This is a genomic window from Gymnodinialimonas sp. 202GB13-11 (assembly GCF_040932485.1).
GTDB classification, from domain to species: domain Bacteria; phylum Pseudomonadota; class Alphaproteobacteria; order Rhodobacterales; family Rhodobacteraceae; genus Gymnodinialimonas; species Gymnodinialimonas hymeniacidonis.
On record NZ_JBFRBH010000001.1, the window covers coordinates 1,844,883 to 1,866,125 of the forward strand.

Here is a 21,243-nt window from a genome sequence, read left to right on the forward strand (position 1 = left end):
GGCGCCCTTTGCATGTTCTCGTAAGGGGCTGGATTAACCGACGAGCTCAAGCCCCGAGAAGAAGAATGCGATCTCTTCCGCAGCTGTTTCAGGCGCGTCGGAGCCGTGGACCGAGTTCTCACCGATCGACAGCGCGAATTCCTTGCGGATCGTACCCTCTGCGGCTTCGGCCGGGTTGGTCGCGCCCATGACTTCGCGGTTCTTCGCGATCGCGTCTTCACCTTCCAGAACCTGCACAACAATCGGCTCGGAAATCATGAATTCGCACAGCTCGTCAAAGAAGGGGCGTTCCTTGTGCACACCGTAGAAGGTCTGGGCTTGTGCCAGCGTCAGCTGGATACGCTTGGACGCAACAATGCGCAGGCCCGCCTCTTCGAACTTGGCGGCGATCTGGCCGGTCAGGTTCCGCTTGGTGGCGTCGGGCTTGATGATGGAGAAAGTGCGCTGGATAGCCATGGGATGTGCTCCGTTCGGGCGTTTGAATTTGCGCGCGGGCTAACATGCCAATCCAGTCTTGAAAAGGCCCCTACACGCCCGAGATTACCCTCTGGCGGGCACGTCTTTGTCGAGCATTCTGGCAGCACCGGCCGAGGCCAGCGCACCCAAAGCGACCAGCCCCATGACTGCCAGCAATGTAGCCGGTGTCGTTTGCGCTCCGACCACAGCCGTGGCCATCGCCGTTAATCCGGCGCCCATGGCTAGCACCGCCGCACCACTCAACCCAGATGCGCTACCGGCAAGCTCGGGCTGGACCGACAAGGCCCCCGCTGCTGAGCTGGGAATGGACAACCCATTTCCAAATCCCACGCACAAAGTGGCACAAAGCAGGGGCCAAAGGGCCACCCCGCCACCGGCGAAATAGACCCACGCCGCACAGATGCCGATCACGGGAAGCATTCGACCGAATAAGATCAGCCGCATTCCGCCCAAGCGCTCTACAATCCGCGCACTAACACCAGCCCCCACAAGAAAACCCGCCGTGGTAGAGCCCAAGACCAAGCCCGTCTGCGCCGATCCCAACCCGAAAAACTCAACCATCACAAACGGCGCGCCCGTCAGGAAGATGTAGAACACCCCTACACCGAGCGCCTGCACACCGACATACGACCAGAAAAGCGCCGAACCCAGCAATTGGGACACGCCCCTTGCTGCGATCCCACCCGACGCCTTGGTTTCCCCAAGATCGCGCCAGCACCAAAGCAACAACGCCGCGCCCAACCCGGCATAGGCCATGAAGATGGAGTTCCAGCCAAAGGCTGCCTCCATGGCGCCACCAACCATGGGCGCGAGCATCGGGGCCACGGCCATGGCAGAAGCGATCAGCGACAGCTTCGCCGCCGCACCCCGACCCTCATAAAGGTCCCGCACTATCGCCGAAGACAGGATGCCGCCACCAACAGCAACTGCCTGCGCTGTGCGCGCGATCAGGAAAACCGTGATGTCCGTCGCCAACAGGCACAGAATGGACGCAACCACGTAGATCACCAACATGCCGAGGATCACCGGACGCCGCCCGATTCGATCCGACAACGGCCCAAGGATCAGCTGCAAAACCGCAGCCGCCGCCATGTAGAGTGAAATCGACTGCCCGATCACCTGCTCGGACACGCCAAAGGCTTCCTGCATCGCGGGAAGCGCGGGCAGGAACATGTTCAGCGTCAAAACCGTCAACGCCGTCAGCAGAACAAGGGTAGCAAGATGGGGTGCAGTGCGGGTCATGCCATCCGCCTATCAGCGCCCTTCCCGCCCCGCCAGCCAAGACCGATTGACGCCGCCGCGCCCATTCGTCATGTCCCCCCCATGCTGCGCATTGATGACATAAGTTATTCCGTCGCCGGACGCCCTTTGTTGGAGGGGGCCTCTGCCTCCATCCCCACGGGCCACAAGGTGGGCATCGTTGGTCGCAACGGCACGGGCAAAACCACGCTTTTCCGGCTGATGCGCGGTGAATTGAGCCTTGATACGGGCTCGATCACCCTGCCGTCGGGCGCGAAGATCGGCGGTGTCGCGCAGGAAGTCCCATCGTCCGAGACATCGCTGATCGACACCGTGCTGGAGGCGGATACCGAACGCGCGGCCCTTCTGGCGGAAGACCCGACTGACCCAGCCCGCATCGCCGAGGTACAGGAGCGTCTCACCGCGATTGACGCCTGGGGCGCGGAAGCCCGCGCGGCCTCCATCCTGAAAGGCTTGGGCTTCACCCATGCCGAGCAGCAAATGCCCTGTTCGGCCTTTTCTGGCGGCTGGCGGATGCGCGTGGCGCTTGCAGGCGTGTTGTTTGCACAGCCTGACCTGCTGCTTTTGGACGAACCGACCAACTACCTCGACTTGGAAGGCGCGCTCTGGCTCGAAGCCTACCTCGCCAAATACCCGCATACAGTGCTGGTTATCTCCCACGATCGCGGCCTTCTGAACCGCGCCGTCGGGCATATCCTGCACCTCAATGACCGGCAGCTGACGCTTTATACCGGCGGCTATGACACCTTCGCCAAAACGCGGGCCGAGCGTCGCGCCGTGCAGGCCGCCGCCGCCAAGAAACAGGAAGCGCAGCGCGCGCACCTGCAAAGCTTCGTGGACCGTTTCAAGGCCAAAGCCTCAAAGGCGAAGCAAGCCCAATCCCGCGTGAAGATGCTTGAGCGGATGGAGACAATCCGCGCGCCGGAGGATGCTGCACGCACCGTATTCACTTTTCCTGAACCCGAAGAACTCAGCCCACCCATCGTGAACATGGACGGCACGGCCGTCGGCTATACCGACACGCCTGTTTTGAAGCGTCTCAACCTGCGCCTCGATCAAGATGACCGCATTGCCCTTCTAGGCCGAAACGGCGAAGGAAAGTCTACGCTTTCCAAGCTGTTGGCGGGCAAACTGAAGGCCATGGACGGGCGCATCACAAGCTCCTCCAAACTGCGCATCGGGTATTTCGCACAGCATCAGGTGGATGAGCTTCACCTCGATGAAACGCCGCTGGACCATATCCGCCGGGAACGCCCCGATGAAGCGCCGCCACGTCTGCGCGCGCGCCTTGCCTCCTTCGGGCTTGGTGCGGATCAGGCGGAAACGCTGGTGGCCAAGCTTTCCGGTGGGCAAAAAGCGCGACTGTCGCTGCTGCTGGCCACCCTAGATGCGCCCCATTTGCTGATCCTTGATGAACCCACAAACCACTTGGATATTGAAAGCCGGGAGGCTCTGGTCGAAGCACTGACAGCCTATTCAGGTGCGGTCGTGCTCGTGTCGCATGACATGCGTCTGCTCAGCCTCGTGGCAGACCGCCTTTGGCTTGTGAAAGATGGCCATGTCGCCCCGTATGAGCATGATCTTGAAACCTACCGAGCCTCGCTTCTGAATACCGCGCCGCCCAAGGAAAAGGCCCCCAAGCCCAAGAAAAAGGTCAGCCAAGCGGACATCAAGGACCTCAAGTCTGAGGTTAAACGTGCGGAGGCGCGTGTCGCCAAGATTGAAGAAATGCGCGATAAACTGGCCACCAAACTCGCCGATCCTGCGCTCTACGAAGAAGAAAACGCGGATAGCCTTCAGGTTTGGCAGGCGAAATATGCCGAAGTGATGGAAGGGCTCGACCGGGCGGAAGCGCTTTGGGTGAAGGCCGAAGAAAAGCTTGAAAAGGCGTCGGCCACCTGACGCCGCACCGCGCGACAACAGCCAAGAGACCCGATGGACCTCAGCCTCTATATCCCCGCTTTCGTCACGTTGTTCGTGGTAATCGACCCGATTGGTCTGACGCCTCTGTTCGTGGCGCTCACTCAAGGCATGACAGCGAAGCAAAGGCGGATCATCGCGATCCGCTCGGTCGGCGTGGCGTTCGGCATCCTGTTGCTTTTCGGACTGGCGGGTGAGGCGGTGCTGAACTTTCTCGGCATCTCCATGCCCGCTTTCCGCATGGCAGGCGGTATCCTTCTGTTTCTGACCGCCCTCGACATGCTGTTTGAGCGGCGCACCCAGCGCCGTCAGGATCAGGCGGACAACGCGCAGGCTGAAGAAACCCATGATGACCCATCCGTTTTCCCCCTCGCCATCCCGCTGATCGGTGGCCCCGGCGCCATCGCCTCCATGATCCTGCTCACCGGACAGGAAGTCGGAGCGCTTCATGTCGCAGCCGTTCACGGCGTGATGCTGCTTGTGCTGCTGATCGTGCTGGCCCTGTTCCTGCTCGCCGCCCCTCTGGAACGGCTGCTTGGCCCCACGGGCATCACCGTCGTCACGCGCCTTCTCGGGATGCTATTGGCAGCCCTTTCAGTGCAATTCGTCATCGACGGATTGAAAGACCTGCAAGTCATCTGATCTGCCCCTATATCAAGCCGATCGGAGGATGCGCCAATGGACATGGTCACTGGAAATCTCATTTACCTCGTAGTGCTGCTGGTGGGTCTGGTCGGATTCACCCTGATCAATCGACGTCCGAATTTCAGCCAGATGGGCAAAGCCCTTGCGCTGTGGGGCGTGATTTTCATGACTATCCTCGTGGGCGTTCTGCTGTGGAACGACCTGCGCGGCCAGATCCAGCCGCAGCAAGTGGTCCTGACAGAAGGCGTTGTGACCGTGCCCCGCGCGTCAGACGGCCATTTCTATCTGACGCTGGAGGTCAACGGCACCCCAACCCGGTTCGTTGTCGACACCGGTGCGACCGCCATCGTCTTGACCCGTGCTGACGCCGAGGCCGCCGGCGTTGATACTGCAAACCTCGTGTTTTCGGGGCGCGCGAACACGGCCAACGGCACGGTCGAGACTGCGCCAGTCCGCCTCGACACGCTGGCCTTGGGCGGGAGCCTTGATACCGGCGTGCGCGCAGTTGTGAACAATGGCGAGATGGACGAAAGCCTGTTGGGGATGAGTTACCTCAGCCGGTTCTCGCGGCTGGAAATCGCGAACGGTCAGTTGGTTTTGGAACGCTAGCGGCTATCCGCTCCTGACATACCTGAAGCCTCAGGTATCCATATTGAGGATATCAGGCGCCACCGCTTTCCGCTTTCATCTCCCACCGCCCGGACTCCTCGGACCAGTATTTTGCGGCCACGCCCGCGCCCGTCAGCGCTTTCCACTGCTCACGCGCCGTTTGCACAGCCGCATCATCATGGCCATCGAACAACACCATAACACGCGCCATCTGGCTGACCTCATCTGCCGTTACGCCCGCCCCTTCGACGGAGACCAGACAAGTCGGATCATTGACCGCCTGATCTTTGGTCAACAGAACCGGCTGCGCGGCATCATGCGGGCCACCTGCACGGCCATGGGGCAGAAACCCATCCTCAGGACGTAGCCAAAGCTGCTCGTCCAACCGCTCCAACATGGCATCGGTGCGCCCCCGGACGGCGATTTGCCATCCGGCCTGCAGCGACTTTCCAAGCAAGGTTGCAAGGGTCACCTCAAGCGGCGCCCGCGTCAGGTGATAGAAATACGCCTCACCCATGGTTTAGCCGACGGTCTTCATGTGGATCACGCGACTTCATATCCATCCCGAACCAAGCGATCCAAGGCCATCACGCCCCAGCCTGTTGCCCCTTTCGGGGCCAGCATCGTGTCGGATTTCACGCTGGCCGTGCCCGCAATATCAAGGTGAATCCAGGGAGTTTCCTCTTTCACGAAACGCTGCAGGAACTGTGCCGCGGTGATCGAACCCGCTGCACGCCCGCCGACATTCTTCATATCCGCGATCCGGCTTTTCAGCATGTCGTCATAGGCCTTCCCAAGCGGCATCCGCCATGCACCCTCACTCTCAGCCTCCGCCGCTTTAAGGAACGCACCGCAAATCGCGTCATTGTTCGAGAAGACGCCCGCGTTTTCATGGCCAAGGCCAATGATGATCGCCCCGGTCAACGTGGCCAGATCAATCATGCCAGTCGGCTTGAACCGCTCCTGCGCATACCACATCACGTCACACAGAACGAGGCGGCCTTCGGCGTCGGTGTTAATAACCTCGATCGTGTCGCCCTTCATGGATTTCACAACATCGCCAGGACGTTGCGCGCGACCATCGGGCATGTTCTCCACCAATCCGACAAGGCCCACGACGTTGGCTTTCGCGCCGCGCAGCGCCAACGTTTTCATCACGCCCGAGACCACGCCCGCTCCACCCATATCCATGGTCATGTCTTCCATGCCGCCCGCAGGCTTCAGGCTGATGCCGCCGGTGTCGAACACGACTCCCTTACCGACCAGCGCAAGCGGCGCCTCATCGCCGCCGCCGTTCCACTCCATCACAACGACCTTCGACGGGCTTTCCGAGCCAACGCCCACACCCAGTAGTGAATGCATCCCGAGCTTTTCCAGCGCCGGTTCATCCAGAACCTCGACCTTGAGGCCGATCTTTTTCATCGCCTCCAACCGGTCTGCAAACTCTTGTGTTGTCAGAACGTTAGCAGGTTCGTTGACAAGATCGCGGGTGAAAAACACGCCTTCGGCCACAGCCATTGCAGTCTTGCCAGCCTCTGCGGCTTCCTCCGGCTTGGAACACAGGATCGTCGCGCCATCCGAGGCTTCTTTATCGCCAGTCTTGTGATCGGTGAATTCATATCCGCGCAGTGCAAGCCCCAGTGTAAGGTCGCCCACCTTGTTCAGCGCACCCACGCAAACCGTCAGCGCGCCTTTGCCTTTGAACTTCGCCAGCGATGCACCGGCCCGCCGCGCATCTTCCACGCTCGGCCGACGATCCAGCTTCACGACCAACAGCGCCTTGGCGGCGAGCCCTGCCGGGAAGCCCATGGTAAACCCCTCACCCGCCTTCACTTTTTCCCAGCGCTCGCTTTCAACCAGCCGCGCCACCGCTTGCTTGGTCAAACGGTTCACTCGCCGCCCCGCAGGATCAAGCTTGCCGTCGGGCGTTACCAGAATCGCCAGCATCCCCTCCGCGCCTGCCAGCGCATCAAGATCGGTTTCAACGAAATCTATGGCGATCGGGTTGGTCATCTGGCGGCTCCTGCGCATGAAAAGCGTGACATTCAGGTCGCGACATTAGGCCGGTGTATGTGGGTTGACCAGATCACCCCTACGCTTCCCGAAAAAACTGATTTAGAACATAGATGACGCGGTCGGTCTGCCAACCACACACCGCATATGGGGGTTTGCGCATCTTGGGTCAGTACGACCGATATGTCCTTCGACAGCTTGTGATGTTGTTTGGGTTTTTCAGCCTTGTGCTGGTGTCGGTCTATTGGGTCAATCAGGCCGCGCGCCTCTTCGACAGCTTGATCGCAGATGGCCAAAACGTAAGCGTGTTTCTGGAGTTTTCAGCGCTGACCCTGCCGTGGATCGTGCAACTGATCCTGCCTGTCGCGGCAATAGTCGCGACGCTTTACATTTTTAACCGGATGATTGGGGAAAGCGAACTTGTGGTTCTACAAACCGCCGGTTTGTCTGCTTTGCGACTGTTGCGACCCGTCTTGGTCTTTGGCCTGTTGATGGCCGTGCTGATTGGCATACTTGGCCACTTTCTTGCCCCGACAGCTCGCGCGCAATTCATCGACAGACAGGATGAGGTCCGCGATGATCTGACGGGTCGATTCCTACGCGCGGGCGAGTTCATTCATCCGACGGGCAGTCTGACCGTTTACATCCGAGAGATCACGGAACTGGGTGAGTTTCGGGACCTTTTCTTGCAGGACTCATCCAATCGTGGTGTCGAGGTCACCTACTCGGCCACCAATGCCCTGTTGGTACGATCCTCCACTGGCCCACGCCTTGTTATGTTTGACGGGATTGCGCAGACCTTGGATCTGGACACCGGGCGCTTGGCGACGGTCTCGTTCAGCGATTTCACCTACGATGTGGGCGCCCTGATCGATGGGGGCGACTTGCGGCAGGTCGATGTACGAGAGCTTCCGACACCGCTTCTTCTTAGCGCGGACGATGTGATGGCCGAGGCCCTGAATATCCCAATCGCGCACATGGTATTCGAAGGCCATGACCGGATCGCTCAATCGCTTTTCGTCATCTTCGTGCCTTTGATTGGCGCTGCATCTTTGATGTTGGGTTCATTCAGTCGATTTGGTGTCTGGCGGCAGATACTTGTTGCCGTTTTGCTTGTGCTGCCCATGCAGATTGTCCGCAATGCAGGCGAAGCTGCAGTGCGAGCGGATGAAGACGCCTGGCTGATGGCCTATGCGCAGCCAGCAGTCGCAGCCTTTGTTGCCACGATCATGGTCGCGCTGGCCATGCGCCGCCGAAAAGGGTGGAGGGCCATACCAGCATGATCCTTCACTTCTACATCGCGGGTCGCTTTCTACGCGCGTTCGGCATTGTTCTGGCGGTGTTCATCGCCATCCTCCTGCCTATCGACATGGCCGACCAGCTGCGCCGCATTGGTGGCGACCAAGGGTTTAGCGCGGTTCTGGAGCTTGCCTTGTTGAACCTGCCACGCAGCCTGAACGGACTAATGCCTCTATTCGTGATGCTGGCGACTCTGGTGCTTTTCCTTGGTTTGTCCCGCACGTCAGAGCTTGTGGTTGTCCGCGCAGCAGGGCGCTCGGCCCTGCGGTCCGCGGCGGCGCCGGTCGTGACCGCGCTTCTGATTGGTGTGTTGTCGTTGCTGGTCCTCAACCCGTTGGTCGCGGCAACGGCCCGGCAATATGACCTTACGCTTGCGCAGCTTCTTGGTCAGGAAAGCAGAACCGTGTCCGTCACCGGCCAGGGGCTGTGGCTGCGTCAGGGTGTTGGAAGCGAGCAGACAGTTATCCGAGCCGCTGTCACCAACGGGGACGGCACGCATCTGTTCGACACGTCGTTCTTCACATTCGACGCAGACGGCCAATTGTTGGAGCGGATGGACGCGCGTGAAGCCTTGTTGGACGCAGGCGCCTGGACGCTTTCTGACGTGCGGCGATGGCCTTTGGTCGGGTCCAGCAATCCTGAGGCTGACGCGACAACGCATGACGTGCTCACCCTGCCCTCAACCCTGACCGCCGAACAAATCCGCGACAGCTTCGGCAAGCCTGAGACGGTCCCGATCTTTGAGCTGCCTGGGTTCATCCGACAGCTGAACGAGGCCGGCTTTGCCGCGCTTCAGCACCGGACATGGTTCCAGATGCAGCTCTCCTCCCCGCTTCTTCTGGCGGCAATGGTTCTGATTGGGGCGGGCTTCACGATGCGCCACACACGGTTCGGGAAAACGGGCGTCATGGTCCTGAGCGCGATCTTGTTGGGCTTTGGCGTCGTGTTCATTCGACGGTTCGCCGAAGTGCTTGGCGAGACAGGACAGCTTTCGGCAACACTTGTGGCTTGGACGCCCCCGATTGCCGCAATTCTCTTGGCCACCGGCCTCTTATTGCATACGGAGGATGGGTGACGCGCCGCATGCGCCATATGTTTGCGGCCCTTATGGCCGTGTTCCTCTGCTGGGGTGCCCCCCTCGCAGCGCAGGGTGCCCCTTCGCTGCCGCCAGCCACGTTGATCGCCGACAATATCCGCTTTGACGGAACCTCTTCCGTCGCAGCCAATGGCTCGGTTGAGGTGTTCTACAATGGCGCGCGGTTGCGGGCGCAATCCATCAGTTTCGACGGCGCGACCGAGCAGTTGCGGGTTCAGGGTCCGCTGACGCTGACCGATGCTGCGGGAAATACACATTTTTTCGCCGAGTTCGCCGAGCTGTCGGGCGACCTCCAAAACGGTGTGCTTCAATCTGCAAGGCTGGTTCTGGATCGGCAGTTGCAAATCGCAGCAACCCAGATTGACCGAACCGATGGGCGTTATACCCAACTCTATCAGGCCGTCGCTTCGACATGTGAGGTCTGCTTCGAGAACCCGACGCCGATCTGGGAAATCAGGGCGCGTCGGATCGTTCACGATCAGGTTGAGCAGCAGCTTTATTTCGACAACGCCACGTTCCGGGTCATGGGGGTTCCGGTCTTCTACTTACCCCGCATGCGTCTGCCCGACCCGACGCTCGAACGAGCGACCGGGTTCCTGGCCCCGTCCATTCGCGCCGATGACAGAACCGGCACGCAAATCCGCGTACCCTATTTCATCATGTTGGGGGACCACGCCGATGTGACGGTGACGCCATGGATCGGCCTTGGCACGCAAACCGTTGAATTGCGCTACCGCCAGGCCTTCAGAAACGGAAACTTGGAAGCGCAAGGCGCGGTCAGCTGGGACGACCTTACGGATGACCCCACCCGCGCGTACCTGTTTGCAGATGCACAATTTGACGTCGGCGGCGGGTTCATTCTCGACCTTCAGGCACAAGCCGTTAGCGATCGCGGCTACCTGACGACATACGGCTTCCCGGACCCAGACATTCTGGAAACGTATGCGCGGATCAGTCGGGTACGCCGTGACGAATACATCGAGGCGCATGGCACCCTTTTCGAATACTTGCGCGAAGGCGTCGACAACGACGTGCTTCCCACACGGGTCGGACATGCCGAGATCATTCGGCGGTACGCCCCGTCGTTGATCGGCGGCACATTGACGGCCGAGTTGGAAGGCACCGGATTCTATCGGTTCTCAACCGCTGAAAGTGTTGGCGACGACGCAAATGGGCGTGACGTGTTCCGTGTCACGGGCGAGCTGGATTGGCGACGGACCGAGATTTTCGGCGGACTGGAGCTGACTTTTGAAGGCGCGCTGCACGGCGGCGTCTATTCAACCCAGCAAGGCGGTGTGTTGAATGGCACAGAAACCCGGATCACGCCCTACGGCGCAGTGGAACTTCGTTATCCGCTGCAAGCCGTCAGCGCGAGCGGGGTCAGCCATATCATCGAACCCGTGGTCCAACTTGTGTGGTCCGAGACATATGGCAACGAAGTGCCTAACGAGGACAGCTTCATCGTGGAATTCGACGAGGCAAACCTGTTCTCGCTGGACCGGTTCCCAGGCTCCGATGAACGCGAGGTTGGTCCACGCGCGAACCTTGGCCTCACCTACACTCGCACCGCGCCGTCCGGATTCAGCTATTCGCTGGCAGGCGGTGTTGTGTTGCGGACCGACGAACAGGGGCAATTAACCGATGGCTCCGGCCTGAACGGTGTACAATCCGACTTCCTCGTCGCGGCCCATGTGCGGTTCAACGACCATCTCAGCCTCGTGAACAGGGCACTTTTCGATACGGACTTCGACTTCACTTCGTCCGAGATGTCGCTTTACTGGATGGGCGAACGGCATCAGGTTGTTTCATCCTACACCTTCCTCGAAGCTGATAGCGGCGAACAGCGCCCGAACGACATCTCGGAATGGGCGTTTGAGGCGGAATATGGCCTCGCGAACGGATGGGAAGCCGGTGTCGACTGGCGTTACGACTTCATTGAAAACGCACCAAGTCGCGCGCGCCTTTCACTTGGCTACAGCAATGAGTGTGTCGATATGGAATTCTTCGTGTCGCGCAGATATACGGACAGCACTAGTCTCGATCCATCGAGCCGGGTTGGGCTAACCGTATCCCTGGCCGGCTTTGGTGCCGGACGTGAGGGACGGTCCGTGTCGCGGAGTTGTCGCGGGTAATACAAAGACGAACGGCACCTTTAACGGGCCGCAAAAGCGAATGATTGATGTGAGCTGGGAGACGGGCATGATTGGAACATTGAAGCGATTGCTCGAAGGAGCACGCACTGTGTTCGTCGCTGGATTGGCAGCAGGCGCCTTGGCGTTAACCGCAACTCCCGCATTGGCTCAGAACCCATTCTCTGTTGCTGTGCGCGTCGATGACGCAGTTGTCACGAATTATGAGATCCAGCAGCGGGCGCTTTTCCTTCAGATCCTCAATGCCCAAGGTGATTTGCGCCAGCAGGCGACCGAGGCCCTTATCAACGAACGCTTACAGGTTGCCGCAGCGCTTGCTGTTGGGGCGGAGGCTTCGCCTGATGATATCGAAACCGGGCTGACCGAATTCGCGGCCCGCGCAAATCTGGGGCCTGAGCAATTCCTGCGCCAGATGGCATCGCAAGGCGTCGCACCGGAAACCGTGCGCGACTTCGTGGCCAATGGCATCACCTGGCGCAATGTCGTCCGGTCGCGCTTCGCCTCCCGCGCGGAGGTCACCGATGAAGAGGTCGACCGCGCGATGGAGTTGGGCACCATTCTTGGCGGCGGTATTCAGATCGCGCTGGCAGAAATCATCATTCCCGTGACGCCGGAAAACCAGGCGAACCTCGTGTCGGAACTGTTGCGCCTGCGCACCCAGATCGCGGGCAGCACCGAGACATTCTCGGAAGCCGCGCGGCGCTTTTCTGCGGCCCCAACGCGGGAAAATGGTGGCCTGACTGGCTGGCGCGGTCTGAACGAATTGCCCGAAGGTCTACGGGATCTGTTCATGTCCATGCGCGTGGGCCAGGTCACGGAGCCTGTCCCGCTCGGTGGCGGTCAGGCCTATGCCCTATTCCAATTCCGCGGCCAGCGTGAGGTAGAGGCGCCCGACCTGCCCGTCACTGCAATTGACTATGTCTCCATTGCCATTCCCGGCGGTCGTACTCCCGAGGCTTTGGCCGAGGCCGAGCGTCTGCGCAACGCCGTCGATACTTGCAACGATTTCAACGGCGTAATCCCCGGCGGGTTCCAGCGCCAATCGGTTGCTCCGCGTGATTTGCCAGAGGACGTAGCGCTGGCGCTGCGTGCCCTGGACGAGCGTGAGATGTCCATGTCCGTCACCCGCTCGAACGGCACGGTTCTGTTGGCTCTGATGCTTTGTGATCGGGAACGGTCCGAGCCTGAACAGGGCCGCGACGCCGTACGCCAGCAGCTTATCGGGCAGCGGCTGGAAGCCTACGCCACCGGCTATCTTGAGGAATTGCGGGCTGAGGCGCGCATCACGTTCGAGAATTGAGCGGGCGGCCCATGGGCCTTACCAAACCCGTTGCGCTCAGCATCGGGGAACCGGCGGGCGTCGGCCCCGAAATCGCTGCCAAGGCGTGGCACCGGCTTCGCTCGGACCTGCCCTTCTTCGTGATTGGCGATCCACGGCATTTGGCCAATCTGGATACCCCGTTGTCCGAAATCTCTGCCCCCGCAGACGCGATGGAGGCGTCGGCCAGCGGCCTGCCCGTCTTGCCCATGGCCTTCGGCGGGACCGTCTCGCCGGGCGACCCTGATCCAGAGAACGCCGGTTCCGTTATCGAAGCGATCACGCTTGGCGTTGATCTGGTCATGCGGGGTGAAGCCGCCGCGCTCACCACTGGCCCTATCCACAAAAAAGCGCTCATCGACGGCGCGGACTTTGCCTTTCCTGGCCATACCGAATTTCTTGCTCACCTTGCTGGCGTGAACCGCGTTGTGATGATGCTGGCGTGTTCTGAGCTTAAGGTCGTACCGGCCACGATCCACATCGCGCTCGCGCAAGTGCCAGAGGTTCTGACAGAGGCGCTGCTGACGGAGACGCTGGAAATCACCCGCGCCGCTTTGATCAAAGATTTCGGCATGACAGATCCCCGGATCGCTGTGGCCGGACTGAACCCCCATGCGGGCGAAGGCGGTGCCATGGGGCAGGAAGAGATCGACCTGATTATCCCAACCCTGGATAGGCTGCGCGCAAAGGGCATGACGCTGTTGGGGCCGATGTCCGCCGACACCATGTTTCATGCTGGCGCGCGGGCGGGATATGACGCGGCTGTTGCGATGTATCACGATCAGGCGCTGATCCCGATCAAGACCATCGATTTCGCGGGCGGCGTGAACGTGACGCTTGGCCTACCGTTCATTCGGACCTCACCCGATCATGGCACCGCGCTGGACATCGCCGGGAAAGGTTTGGCGGATCCGACCAGCTTGATTGCCGCGCTGGAAATGGCGCGCGACATGGCCATCGCGCGGGCAGGCGCAAAGTGACGGGGTCGGCACATGAGCACGATTGACGAACTGCCCCCCCTGCGGGAGGTCATTGCCACCCATGGCCTGTCGGCCCGCAAGGCGCTTGGGCAGAACTTCCTTCTGGACTTGAACCTGACGGCCAAGATTGCACGCGTGGCCGGGGATCTTACGGAAGCTGATGTTCTGGAAGTTGGCCCCGGCCCCGGAGGGCTTACGCGCGGGCTATTGGCCGAAGGCGCACGCCGGGTTGTGGCGATTGAGAAAGATGCTCGCTGCCTGCCCGCCCTTGCGGACATCGCAGCCGCCTATCCGGGCCGCCTCGATGTGTTGAATGAGGACGCGTTGCAGGTGGATTGGGCGGCGGAACTCAAGGCGCCGCGCAAGATCGTCGCCAACCTGCCCTACAATGTGGGGACGGAGCTTTTGGTGCGCTGGCTAACCCCTGCCACCTGGCCCCCGCCTTGGGAAAGCCTGACACTGATGTTCCAGCGCGAAGTGGCCGAACGGATCGTGGCGCAACCGGGGGGCAAAGCCTACGGACGGCTTGCAGTCCTCGCGCAATGGCGGGCCTCGGCACGCATCGCCATGACGTTGCCGCCCGAAGCCTTCACACCACCGCCCAAGGTCCGCTCGGCCGTTGTACACCTAGAGGCCTTGCCGGAGCCGCGCTTTGAGGCGGATGCAGATACCCTTAGTCGCGTGGTCAAAGCCGCGTTCGCACAACGCCGCAAGATGTTGCGCGCGGCCTTGAAAGGCCTGTCTCCTGATATCGAAGATCGCTTACAGGCTGCTGGCCTCAAACCCACGGACCGGGCAGAACAAGTGCCCATCGAAGGGTTCTGCGCACTGGCACGGGAAATCACGCGCCCATGAAAAAGGGCCCCTCGGGGCCCTCGATCCTTACTCGGCGGCTTCCTGCGGCGGCTGATCGCCACCACCATCGCCCCCTTCACCCTCGGGCTTGCGACGCCTGCGTTGCCGCTTGGGCTTCGGCGCGCTTTCGGGGGTTTCTACCAAACCGCTTTCACCACCGGCTGCGTTGTCGATCACCGCATCGAAGGAGCCTTGCTCAGGCGCGGCGGCAGGCTGCTCAGCGGGCTGCTGTGCTGCAACCTCGGGCTGCGGCTGATCTCCGGCACCGGGTTGGCCTTGCTGATCGCGGTCGCGGTCCCGGTTGCGGCGGTTGTTCTTGCCGCCACCGCCTCCGCCATCACCACCACCTTGCTGGTTGTTCTGCTGCTGTTGCTGCTGCTGCGCCTCGCGCTTCGCGTCCATCTCGCGCTGTGCTTCGGCCAACATGCGCAGATAATGCTCGGCATGTTGCTGGAAGTTCTCGGCAGCGACGCGGTCATTGGCCAGCTGCGCATCGCGCGTAAGCTGGTTGTACTTGTCGATGATCTGCTGCGGAGTGCCACGCACCTTGCCCTCAGGCCCCGAGCTGTCAAACACGCGGTTGACGATGTTTCCGACAGAGCGGTTGCGGTTCCCTTTGGACCGCGAGCGGTTCTTCGATGATCTCATGTGTGTCTTGGTCCAGTTGTCCTGGTTGATCGGCCACTCGCACTTTGGCGGGCCTGAATTAATCTCAGTTTGCGCGTGCCTGCATCCCCGCTGGCCTCTCCGCTGTCTGGTAAGGAAGGCGCGGTTGGGCCGAACAAGCCCGGTAGTGCGCACCTGAGCTTGAGTAAACATGGGCAGGCACGCCTGTCCAGCGCAAACTCGGAAAAACGTCGAAAAACGCGGAGTTTCGCGGTTTTTCGGGCGAGAACCGCGCAGAACCTAGGGCAAGCGCCCCTCTACCACACGGTCCTTTCCACTCATGTCGGTATGCAGAAGCACCTGATCAAGACCGGCCTCCTCAAACAGCTGATACACTGCAGGTCCTTGGCTGTACCCGATCTCAACCATCAACCGCCCTCTCGGCGACAGATGCATGGCCGCGCCAGTAGTAAGAGTCCGATAAGCCGCAAGTCCGTCGTCGCCCGGTGACAGGGCCATGTGCGGCTCCCAATCGCGGACTTCCGGCGCAAGATCCGGCATCTCAACTTCCGCGATATAGGGCGGGTTCGAGACGATTAGGTCGAATTGCCCCTCCACCTCAGCAAACCAATCCGACCGCTGAAGCGTGGCCCGGTCCGCCATCCCATGCCGGTCGACATTGCGCGCGGCCACATCGAGGGCTGCCGTCGAAAGATCGGTCCCCATCCCCTTCGCCGTCGTCCGCTCCGCCAACAGCGTCGCCAGAATACAGCCGGAGCCCGTTGCAAGGTCGAGCACATAGGCAAACGGCTCAGACAGGGCAATATCGACCAGCGTTTCCGTGTCCGCGCGCGGGGTCAGGACGTCCGGCGTCACATGAAACGGGCGGCCATAGAATTCGACTTCCCCCAGGATCTGGCTCAGCGGTTGGCGATCCAGCCGCGCGGAGAGGATGCGATTGAGGGTCTCATGCGCATCGGATTCAAGCGCGCTGTCGGGGTCAGCGATAAGGCTTGCCTGACTGCGCCCGGTGATGCGGGCAAGGATCAGCCGCGCCTCACGATCGGCGTCGCGTTCATCCAGAATCTCTGCCAAGGCGGAGCGTGTTGCTTTCAACGCAGCACCAATGGTGAGGCTCACCCCTCCATCTCCGCAAGTTTCATGGCCTGATCCTCGGCCGTCAGAGCATCCACAATCTCATCCAGATCACCCGCCATCACCTGATCCAGTTTATAAAGCGTCAGATTGATCCGGTGGTCCGTCATGCGCCCTTGCGGGAAATTGTAAGTGCGGATGCGTTCAGACCGATCGCCAGACCCGACCTGCGATTTGCGGTCTGCCGCGCGTTCATCATCGATCTTCTGCCGTTCCAGATCGTAAAGACGTGCCCGCAGGACCGACATGGCAATCTCACGGTTGCGGTGTTGGGATTTCTCGGAGGATGTCACCACGATACCAGACGGCAAGTGCGTGATCCGCACAGCCGAGTCCGTCGTGTTGACGTGCTGCCCCCCTGCCCCGGATGACCGCATCGTGTCGATCCGGATGTCACCGGCGGGAATGTCGATATCCACTTCCTCCGCCTCAGGCAACACCGCGACTGTCGCCGCCGACGTGTGAATGCGGCCACCGGACTCAGTTTCAGGCACACGCTGGACGCGGTGCACGCCAGATTCGAATTTCAGGCGCGCAAAGACATTTTCACCCTCGATGCGCGCGGTGACTTCCTTGATGCCGCCAAGCTCTGTCTCAGCGAGATCAATGATCTCCAGCCGCCAGCCCCGCGCTTCTGCATATCGCGTATACATGCGCAGTAGATCGCCCGCGAAAAGCGCCGCCTCATCACCACCAGTCCCCGGACGGATTTCGATCATCGCGGGCTTCGCATCCGCCGCGTCCTTGGGCAGCAATGCAATTTGAAGGCTTTGTTCCGCTAGCGGGATGGCTTCGCGCAGACGCGGCAGCTCCTCCTCCGCCAACGGCTTCATGTCCGGATCGTCCAGCATGGCCTCGGCCTCGGCCATGTCCGCAAGCAGCTGTTCGTAAGCAGCAATCTCGCTCACAACGGGCTTCAGCTCCGCATATTCGCGGCTGATCTGCGCAATTTCGCTGGCATCCGGCCCGCCATTGAGCTGCGCTTCGAGGTATTCGAACCGGTCAGTGATCTGGCGAAGGCGGTCACGGGGTAACATGGGGCGGGCTTTCTGGCAGGGAACGGGTGGGGCGCAAGAAGCCTGCGCTAATCCCCGTCGCTGAACACCGTCGCACCGCGTGCCGCCTGCGACCAGCGATGCGCCCGCCGCGTGTTCACGCCCATATCGGAGTAACCGTAGACAGACCGCGCAAAAATCTCGAGCTGCGTGCCATTATCCTGCGACTGCCAGCGCAGGCTCATGATGTCCGGGAAACCCATCATGCGAGAGCGCACGACGTAAGTGACGTGGCCGTCCTCTGGCGACCCGGAAAGCAACGTTGCGCCATCGGCTTCAGCAACCGCAGCGATCCGCGTGGCGATCTCCTCAGGCGTGGCCTGAATGAAATGCCCGGACGTGCCCACCATCAATGCGAAGTTTGGGTTGGTGGGTGGCGTCACTTCAGCCGGATCAACATGAAGCGCCTCCGCGTCCAGCGGAGCAAAGCGGAAATAGACCGCTGCGGCCACAGCCAGCACAACGATCGCGATCAGGATATAGAGCAAAATGCGCATGACCCTGAGATGCGCCGTGCGTGTGTTGGCGTCAAGCCCGTCTGCCCTAGCTTGCATCCCCTGACCAAACGGTCAAACATCCCGATCACCAAGTGGAGGTGGCCTATGCCGCGCAAGATCATCATCGACACCGATCCGGGCCAGGACGACGCGGTTGCCATCCTGCTGGCGCTTGCATCACCCGAGGTGGAGGTTCTGGGCGTCGTGGCGGTTGCGGGCAATGTGCCGCTGGAGTTGACCACGAAAAACGCATGCATCGTGTGCGAATTGGCCGGCCGGCCCGATGTGAAAATCTATGCGGGGTGTGACCGCCCTTTGCGGCACAAGCTGGTCACAGCGGAACATGTGCACGGGAAAACCGGCCTCGATGGCCCTGTGATGCCGGAGCCCACCATGCCCGTGCAGGATCAACACGGTGTCGATTTCATCATCGAAACCCTGCGGTCTGAGCCTGCTGGCAGCGTCACGCTTTGCCCGCTTGGTCCGTTGACCAACATCGCCACCGCGTTCGAGAAAGCCCCAGATATCGTCGACCGCGTGCAGGAAATCGTCCTGATGGGTGGCGCCTATTTTCAGGTCGGCAACATCACACCAGCCGCTGAATTCAACATTTACGTCGACCCGGAAGCCGCTGATATTGTTTTTAAATCTAACTGCCAAATCACAGTCATGCCGCTGGATGTGACGCACAAAGCGCTCACCACGGCGCCGCGCGTTGAAGCCTTCCGCGCGCTTGGCACCGAAGCCGGTCGTATGGTCGCCGAATGGACCGACTTTTTTGAACGCTTCGATAAGGAAAAGTATGGAAGCGCCGGTGCGCCGCTCCACGACCCTTGCGTGATCGCCTATCTGATCCAGCCCGAGCTATTCGAAGGCCGCCATGTGAACGTAGAGATCGAAACCCAGTCCGAGCTGACCCGAGGCATGACGGTTGCCGATTGGTGGCGCGTGACCGACCGTCCCCCGAATGCCATGTTTATGGGCGATGTGAATGCCGAAGGGTTCTTTGACCTGCTGACCGAGCGCATCGGAACGCTCTGAAACTCCAAGAAAAGCGGGAGGCCCCCATGAAAATCTACTGGTCCGCGAACGCCGTCCCCGAATTGCAGGGGCTAGACCGCAAGGAACAGATGAAACGGTTCAAGGAAATGAACAAACAGGGCCGCAAGCAGATTGGGGCCATGCCTTGGGTCTATCTGGTAATCGTCGGAATCATCGTGGCGATTGCGGCGGTTCTTCTAGGCCTGACCGGCGCTGTCATGGGGGCAGTTGTGGGCGGTATCATCGGGTTCGCTGTTGTCATCCTGATCCAATCCCCCTCCATCGAACATGGACGGGTCTGGTACCGTGAGCATTATGGCGCGTCCGACGAGTGAGCATTGGTGATCCGTTGGCTGGCCCTCCTCGGAAGTCTTTTGGCCGCTCCTTCCTATGCTGACGGTCCCGCCCTAGCGCACCTGACCGTTGATTGGCAGACCATAACGCTCACCGCGCGAACGTCAGCGACCTCGTATCCAGACAGTGCAGACGCCCTCCACCTTCACTTCGCGCAAATGCACCTCGGATTTCCCCTTCCCCCGTTCCTTTCCATTTCCTTGGAGCCAAACGACACGGGATCCGGCTGGACCATCACGAATCTCAGCCTTGAGCGGACAAGCACCTCAGCCCCCATCGTCTTCGCCCTCGACGCGTTGCGCCTGTCAGGCCGCCCGGAAGACATGGTGTTCACCATTGAGGGCGAGGCCATGGTACCAAACGCTGTCCCCATCCCGATCCATATCGAAACCCATCTCCGCTCCCCCTGACGCCACTGGTGATCGCACAGCGCGCACCCTACATATGGCCCATCCAAGCCGGAGCGCCCGATGACCGCCCATTTCCCCTTTGATAACAGCTACGCCACCTTGCCTGAGCGCTTCTTCACACGGCAGGCACCTGTCCCAGTTGCGGACCCCAGGCTGATCGCGGTGAACACGGCCCTTGCAAATCGGCTCGGCCTGACTCTGCCCAAGCATGAGGAAGCGATGTCGCGTCTGTTTGCAGGCAATGAGGTGCCAGACGGCGCCACCCCGTTAGCGCAGGTCTACGCGGGCCATCAATTCGGTGGCTGGTCCCCACAACTCGGTGATGGCCGCGCCGTGATGTTGGGTGAAGTGGTCGCCCCCGACGGCGCGCGCTTTGACATACAGCTGAAAGGCGCAGGCCAGACCCCATATTCCCGTATGGGCGACGGACGCGCCTGGCTTGGCCCGGTTCTGCGCGAATACATCATCTCCGAGGCGATGGCGGCGCTTGGCATCCCGACAACCCGCGCGCTGGCAGCCGTCGAGACCGGCGAGGTTGTCCTGCGCGAAGGCAGAATGCCGGGCGCGATCTTCACCCGCGTCGCGTCCAGCCATATCCGCGTGGGCACCTTCCAGTTCTTCGCCGCCCGGCAGGACATAGACGCACTGCAGGCATTGCTCGACCACACAATCGCCCGCCATTACCCTGAGGCGGATAGCCCGTTTGGCCTGCTCGACGCCGTCATCGGGGCGCAAGCCAAGCTCATCGCCGAATGGATGGGCGTGGGCTTCATCCACGGCGTGATGAACACCGATAATATGACGCTGTCGGGCGAGACCATCGACTACGGCCCTTGTGCGTTCATGGATGTCTACCACCCGGAAATGGTGTTCAGCTCCATCGACCAGTTCGGGCGATATGCCTATGCCAACCAGCCCCAGATCGGCGCTTGGAACCTTGCACAACTGGCCACCGCCTTGCTGCCGCTGATGCCAGACAGGGAGGCCGCGATTGAAAGCTTCACCGAAGCGGTCAACGGGTTTGCAGGACGGTTCGATACCGAATGGCACCGGGTCTTGCGCGGGAAGCTGGGCCTGGCCACGGAAGAAGATGGCGATGCCGCGCTCGCCTTCGACTTGCTCAACCGGATGGCGCAAGGCGGAGCCGATTTTACGCAAACGTTCCGGGCGCTGAGTTCAGACACGCCGGGAGATGCCGGTAAGGTTTTCGCGGCCCCGGCTGCGTTTGATCCTTGGATGGAGGACTATCGCGCCCGCCTGGCACGGGAGCCTCGCCCTGCGGATGAACGCGTTGCGGCCATGCAGGCCACAAACCCCGCCCTAGTCCCGCGCAATCACCGCGTTGAAGAGGCCATTCAGGCGGCTGTTGCAGGTGACTACGCGCCGTTCCACCGTTTGAACGCAGCCCTCGCGGACCCGTTCACGGACCGGTCGGAGATCGAAGACCTCCAGCGCGCACCAACCGAAGGCGAGCGCGTAAAGCAGACTTTTTGCGGCACCTGA

Annotated in this window: 21 protein-coding genes; 13 read left to right on the top strand and 8 right to left on the bottom strand. The window is 61.0% G+C overall.

The window, feature by feature from the left end; genetic code table 11:
• Window positions 1-33: 33 nt before the first annotated feature.
• Both ndk and V8J81_RS09210 read right to left on the bottom strand, forming a co-directional pair.
• Entirely contained in the window at window positions 34-456 is a 423-nt protein-coding gene (gene ndk, locus V8J81_RS09205) for a nucleoside-diphosphate kinase (RefSeq protein WP_368475452.1), read from the bottom strand.
• Window positions 457-540: 84 nt separating this feature from the next.
• Window positions 541-1,719, bottom strand: a complete 1,179-nt coding sequence (locus V8J81_RS09210; protein ID WP_368475453.1) for an MFS transporter — start codon at window positions 1,717-1,719, stop codon at window positions 541-543.
• Between the two features lie 81 nt (window positions 1,720-1,800).
• On the opposite strand from V8J81_RS09210, the gene V8J81_RS09215 reads away from it, so the two are divergent.
• From V8J81_RS09215 to V8J81_RS09225, 3 genes are read left to right on the top strand one after another with little or no spacing between them, the layout of a single operon-like run.
• On the top strand, window positions 1,801-3,639 hold the full coding sequence (locus V8J81_RS09215) for an ABC-F family ATP-binding cassette domain-containing protein (protein ID WP_368475454.1): 1,839 nt from the start codon (window positions 1,801-1,803) through the stop codon (window positions 3,637-3,639).
• 33 nt (window positions 3,640-3,672) lie between these two features.
• Complete coding sequence (locus tag V8J81_RS09220; protein WP_368475455.1) at window positions 3,673-4,299, top strand: MarC family protein; 627 nt, start codon at window positions 3,673-3,675, stop codon at window positions 4,297-4,299.
• A 36-nt stretch (window positions 4,300-4,335) separates the two neighbouring features.
• Window positions 4,336-4,911 carry a retropepsin-like aspartic protease family protein gene (locus V8J81_RS09225; protein ID WP_368475456.1) on the top strand — a complete coding sequence of 192 codons (576 nt, stop codon included), beginning with the start codon at window positions 4,336-4,338 and terminating at the stop codon, window positions 4,909-4,911.
• Between the two features lie 52 nt (window positions 4,912-4,963).
• On the opposite strand, the gene V8J81_RS09230 is transcribed toward V8J81_RS09225, so the two are convergent.
• Both V8J81_RS09230 and V8J81_RS09235 read right to left on the bottom strand, forming a co-directional pair.
• A complete protein-coding gene (locus V8J81_RS09230; RefSeq protein WP_368475457.1) occupies window positions 4,964-5,428 on the bottom strand; it encodes a DNA polymerase III subunit chi in 465 nt (154 codons plus the stop codon).
• A 26-nt stretch (window positions 5,429-5,454) separates the two neighbouring features.
• Window positions 5,455-6,924 carry a leucyl aminopeptidase gene (locus V8J81_RS09235; protein WP_368475458.1) on the bottom strand — a complete coding sequence of 490 codons (1,470 nt, stop codon included), beginning with the start codon at window positions 6,922-6,924 and terminating at the stop codon, window positions 5,455-5,457.
• A 164-nt stretch (window positions 6,925-7,088) separates the two neighbouring features.
• Here V8J81_RS09235 and lptF point away from each other — a divergent pair, with 164 nt between their 5' ends.
• The 6 genes from lptF (at window position 7,089) to rsmA (ending at window position 14,622) form a co-directional block, all read left to right on the top strand.
• Window positions 7,089-8,207, top strand: a complete 1,119-nt coding sequence (gene lptF, locus V8J81_RS09240) for an LPS export ABC transporter permease LptF (RefSeq protein WP_368475459.1) — start codon at window positions 7,089-7,091, stop codon at window positions 8,205-8,207.
• Window positions 8,204-9,298, top strand: a complete 1,095-nt coding sequence (gene lptG, locus V8J81_RS09245; RefSeq protein ID WP_368475460.1) for an LPS export ABC transporter permease LptG — start codon at window positions 8,204-8,206, stop codon at window positions 9,296-9,298. Before lptF ends, lptG begins: the two co-directional genes overlap by 4 nt.
• A gap of 8 nt (window positions 9,299-9,306) precedes the next feature.
• Window positions 9,307-11,451, top strand: a complete 2,145-nt coding sequence (locus V8J81_RS09250; protein ID WP_368475461.1) for an LPS-assembly protein LptD — start codon at window positions 9,307-9,309, stop codon at window positions 11,449-11,451.
• 67 nt (window positions 11,452-11,518) lie between these two features.
• On the top strand, window positions 11,519-12,769 hold the full coding sequence (locus V8J81_RS09255; protein ID WP_368475462.1) for a peptidylprolyl isomerase: 1,251 nt from the start codon (window positions 11,519-11,521) through the stop codon (window positions 12,767-12,769).
• 11 nt (window positions 12,770-12,780) lie between these two features.
• Window positions 12,781-13,767, top strand: a complete 987-nt coding sequence (gene pdxA, locus V8J81_RS09260) for a 4-hydroxythreonine-4-phosphate dehydrogenase PdxA (protein ID WP_368475463.1) — start codon at window positions 12,781-12,783, stop codon at window positions 13,765-13,767.
• 12 nt (window positions 13,768-13,779) lie between these two features.
• Window positions 13,780-14,622 (top strand): 16S rRNA (adenine(1518)-N(6)/adenine(1519)-N(6))-dimethyltransferase RsmA, encoded by an 843-nt coding sequence (rsmA, locus tag V8J81_RS09265; RefSeq protein WP_368475464.1) that lies wholly within the window; start codon window positions 13,780-13,782, stop codon window positions 14,620-14,622.
• Between the two features lie 27 nt (window positions 14,623-14,649).
• Here the strand turns inward: rsmA and V8J81_RS09270 are convergent, their stop codons facing one another.
• The 4 genes from V8J81_RS09270 to V8J81_RS09285 all read right to left on the bottom strand — a co-directional run bounded on the left by V8J81_RS09270 (window position 14,650) and on the right by V8J81_RS09285 (window position 17,935).
• The gene (locus V8J81_RS09270; RefSeq protein WP_368475465.1) at window positions 14,650-15,270 is read right to left on the bottom strand and encodes a DUF4167 domain-containing protein; all 621 of its coding nucleotides are present in this window, start codon (window positions 15,268-15,270) and stop codon (window positions 14,650-14,652) included.
• A 258-nt stretch (window positions 15,271-15,528) separates the two neighbouring features.
• The gene (gene prmC, locus V8J81_RS09275; protein WP_368475466.1) at window positions 15,529-16,368 is read right to left on the bottom strand and encodes a peptide chain release factor N(5)-glutamine methyltransferase; all 840 of its coding nucleotides are present in this window, start codon (window positions 16,366-16,368) and stop codon (window positions 15,529-15,531) included.
• Window positions 16,365-17,420, bottom strand: coding sequence for a peptide chain release factor 1 (gene prfA, locus V8J81_RS09280; RefSeq protein WP_368475467.1), 1,056 nt, complete (start codon window positions 17,418-17,420; stop codon window positions 16,365-16,367). The genes prmC and prfA overlap by 4 nt, the downstream gene beginning before the upstream one ends.
• A 47-nt stretch (window positions 17,421-17,467) precedes the next feature.
• On the bottom strand, window positions 17,468-17,935 hold the full coding sequence (locus tag V8J81_RS09285; RefSeq protein ID WP_368475468.1) for a DUF1499 domain-containing protein: 468 nt from the start codon (window positions 17,933-17,935) through the stop codon (window positions 17,468-17,470).
• A gap of 105 nt (window positions 17,936-18,040) precedes the next feature.
• Here V8J81_RS09285 and V8J81_RS09290 point away from each other — a divergent pair, with 105 nt between their 5' ends.
• The 4 genes from V8J81_RS09290 to V8J81_RS09305 all read left to right on the top strand — a co-directional run bounded on the left by V8J81_RS09290 (window position 18,041) and on the right by V8J81_RS09305 (window position 21,243).
• Window positions 18,041-18,976 (top strand): nucleoside hydrolase, encoded by a 936-nt coding sequence (locus V8J81_RS09290; RefSeq protein ID WP_368475469.1) that lies wholly within the window; start codon window positions 18,041-18,043, stop codon window positions 18,974-18,976.
• A 26-nt stretch (window positions 18,977-19,002) separates the two neighbouring features.
• Entirely contained in the window at window positions 19,003-19,311 is a 309-nt protein-coding gene (locus V8J81_RS09295) for a hypothetical protein (protein ID WP_368475470.1), read from the top strand.
• 177 nt (window positions 19,312-19,488) lie between these two features.
• The gene (locus V8J81_RS09300; RefSeq protein ID WP_368475471.1) at window positions 19,489-19,740 is read left to right on the top strand and encodes a hypothetical protein; all 252 of its coding nucleotides are present in this window, start codon (window positions 19,489-19,491) and stop codon (window positions 19,738-19,740) included.
• A gap of 60 nt (window positions 19,741-19,800) precedes the next feature.
• On the top strand, window positions 19,801-21,243 hold the full coding sequence (locus V8J81_RS09305) for a protein adenylyltransferase SelO (RefSeq protein ID WP_368475472.1): 1,443 nt from the start codon (window positions 19,801-19,803) through the stop codon (window positions 21,241-21,243).

Coding starts and splice junctions, on each gene's coding strand:
- ndk (WP_368475452.1), bottom strand. CDS start 456: ATGGCTATCCAGCGCACTTTCTCCATCATCAAGCCCGACGCCACCAAG.
- V8J81_RS09210 (WP_368475453.1), bottom strand. CDS start 1,719: ATGACCCGCACTGCACCCCATCTTGCTACCCTTGTTCTGCTGACGGCG.
- V8J81_RS09215 (WP_368475454.1), top strand. CDS start 1,801: ATGCTGCGCATTGATGACATAAGTTATTCCGTCGCCGGACGCCCTTTG.
- V8J81_RS09220 (WP_368475455.1), top strand. CDS start 3,673: ATGGACCTCAGCCTCTATATCCCCGCTTTCGTCACGTTGTTCGTGGTA.
- V8J81_RS09225 (WP_368475456.1), top strand. CDS start 4,336: ATGGACATGGTCACTGGAAATCTCATTTACCTCGTAGTGCTGCTGGTG.
- V8J81_RS09230 (WP_368475457.1), bottom strand. CDS start 5,428: ATGGGTGAGGCGTATTTCTATCACCTGACGCGGGCGCCGCTTGAGGTG.
- V8J81_RS09235 (WP_368475458.1), bottom strand. CDS start 6,924: ATGACCAACCCGATCGCCATAGATTTCGTTGAAACCGATCTTGATGCG.
- lptG (WP_368475460.1), top strand. CDS start 8,204: ATGATCCTTCACTTCTACATCGCGGGTCGCTTTCTACGCGCGTTCGGC.
- V8J81_RS09250 (WP_368475461.1), top strand. CDS start 9,307: ATGCGCCATATGTTTGCGGCCCTTATGGCCGTGTTCCTCTGCTGGGGT.
- V8J81_RS09255 (WP_368475462.1), top strand. CDS start 11,519: ATGATTGGAACATTGAAGCGATTGCTCGAAGGAGCACGCACTGTGTTC.
- pdxA (WP_368475463.1), top strand. CDS start 12,781: ATGGGCCTTACCAAACCCGTTGCGCTCAGCATCGGGGAACCGGCGGGC.
- rsmA (WP_368475464.1), top strand. CDS start 13,780: ATGAGCACGATTGACGAACTGCCCCCCCTGCGGGAGGTCATTGCCACC.
- V8J81_RS09270 (WP_368475465.1), bottom strand. CDS start 15,270: ATGAGATCATCGAAGAACCGCTCGCGGTCCAAAGGGAACCGCAACCGC.
- prfA (WP_368475467.1), bottom strand. CDS start 17,420: ATGTTACCCCGTGACCGCCTTCGCCAGATCACTGACCGGTTCGAATAC.
- V8J81_RS09285 (WP_368475468.1), bottom strand. CDS start 17,935: ATGCGCATTTTGCTCTATATCCTGATCGCGATCGTTGTGCTGGCTGTG.
- V8J81_RS09290 (WP_368475469.1), top strand. CDS start 18,041: ATGCCGCGCAAGATCATCATCGACACCGATCCGGGCCAGGACGACGCG.
- V8J81_RS09295 (WP_368475470.1), top strand. CDS start 19,003: ATGAAAATCTACTGGTCCGCGAACGCCGTCCCCGAATTGCAGGGGCTA.
- V8J81_RS09300 (WP_368475471.1), top strand. CDS start 19,489: ATGCACCTCGGATTTCCCCTTCCCCCGTTCCTTTCCATTTCCTTGGAG.
- V8J81_RS09305 (WP_368475472.1), top strand. CDS start 19,801: ATGACCGCCCATTTCCCCTTTGATAACAGCTACGCCACCTTGCCTGAG.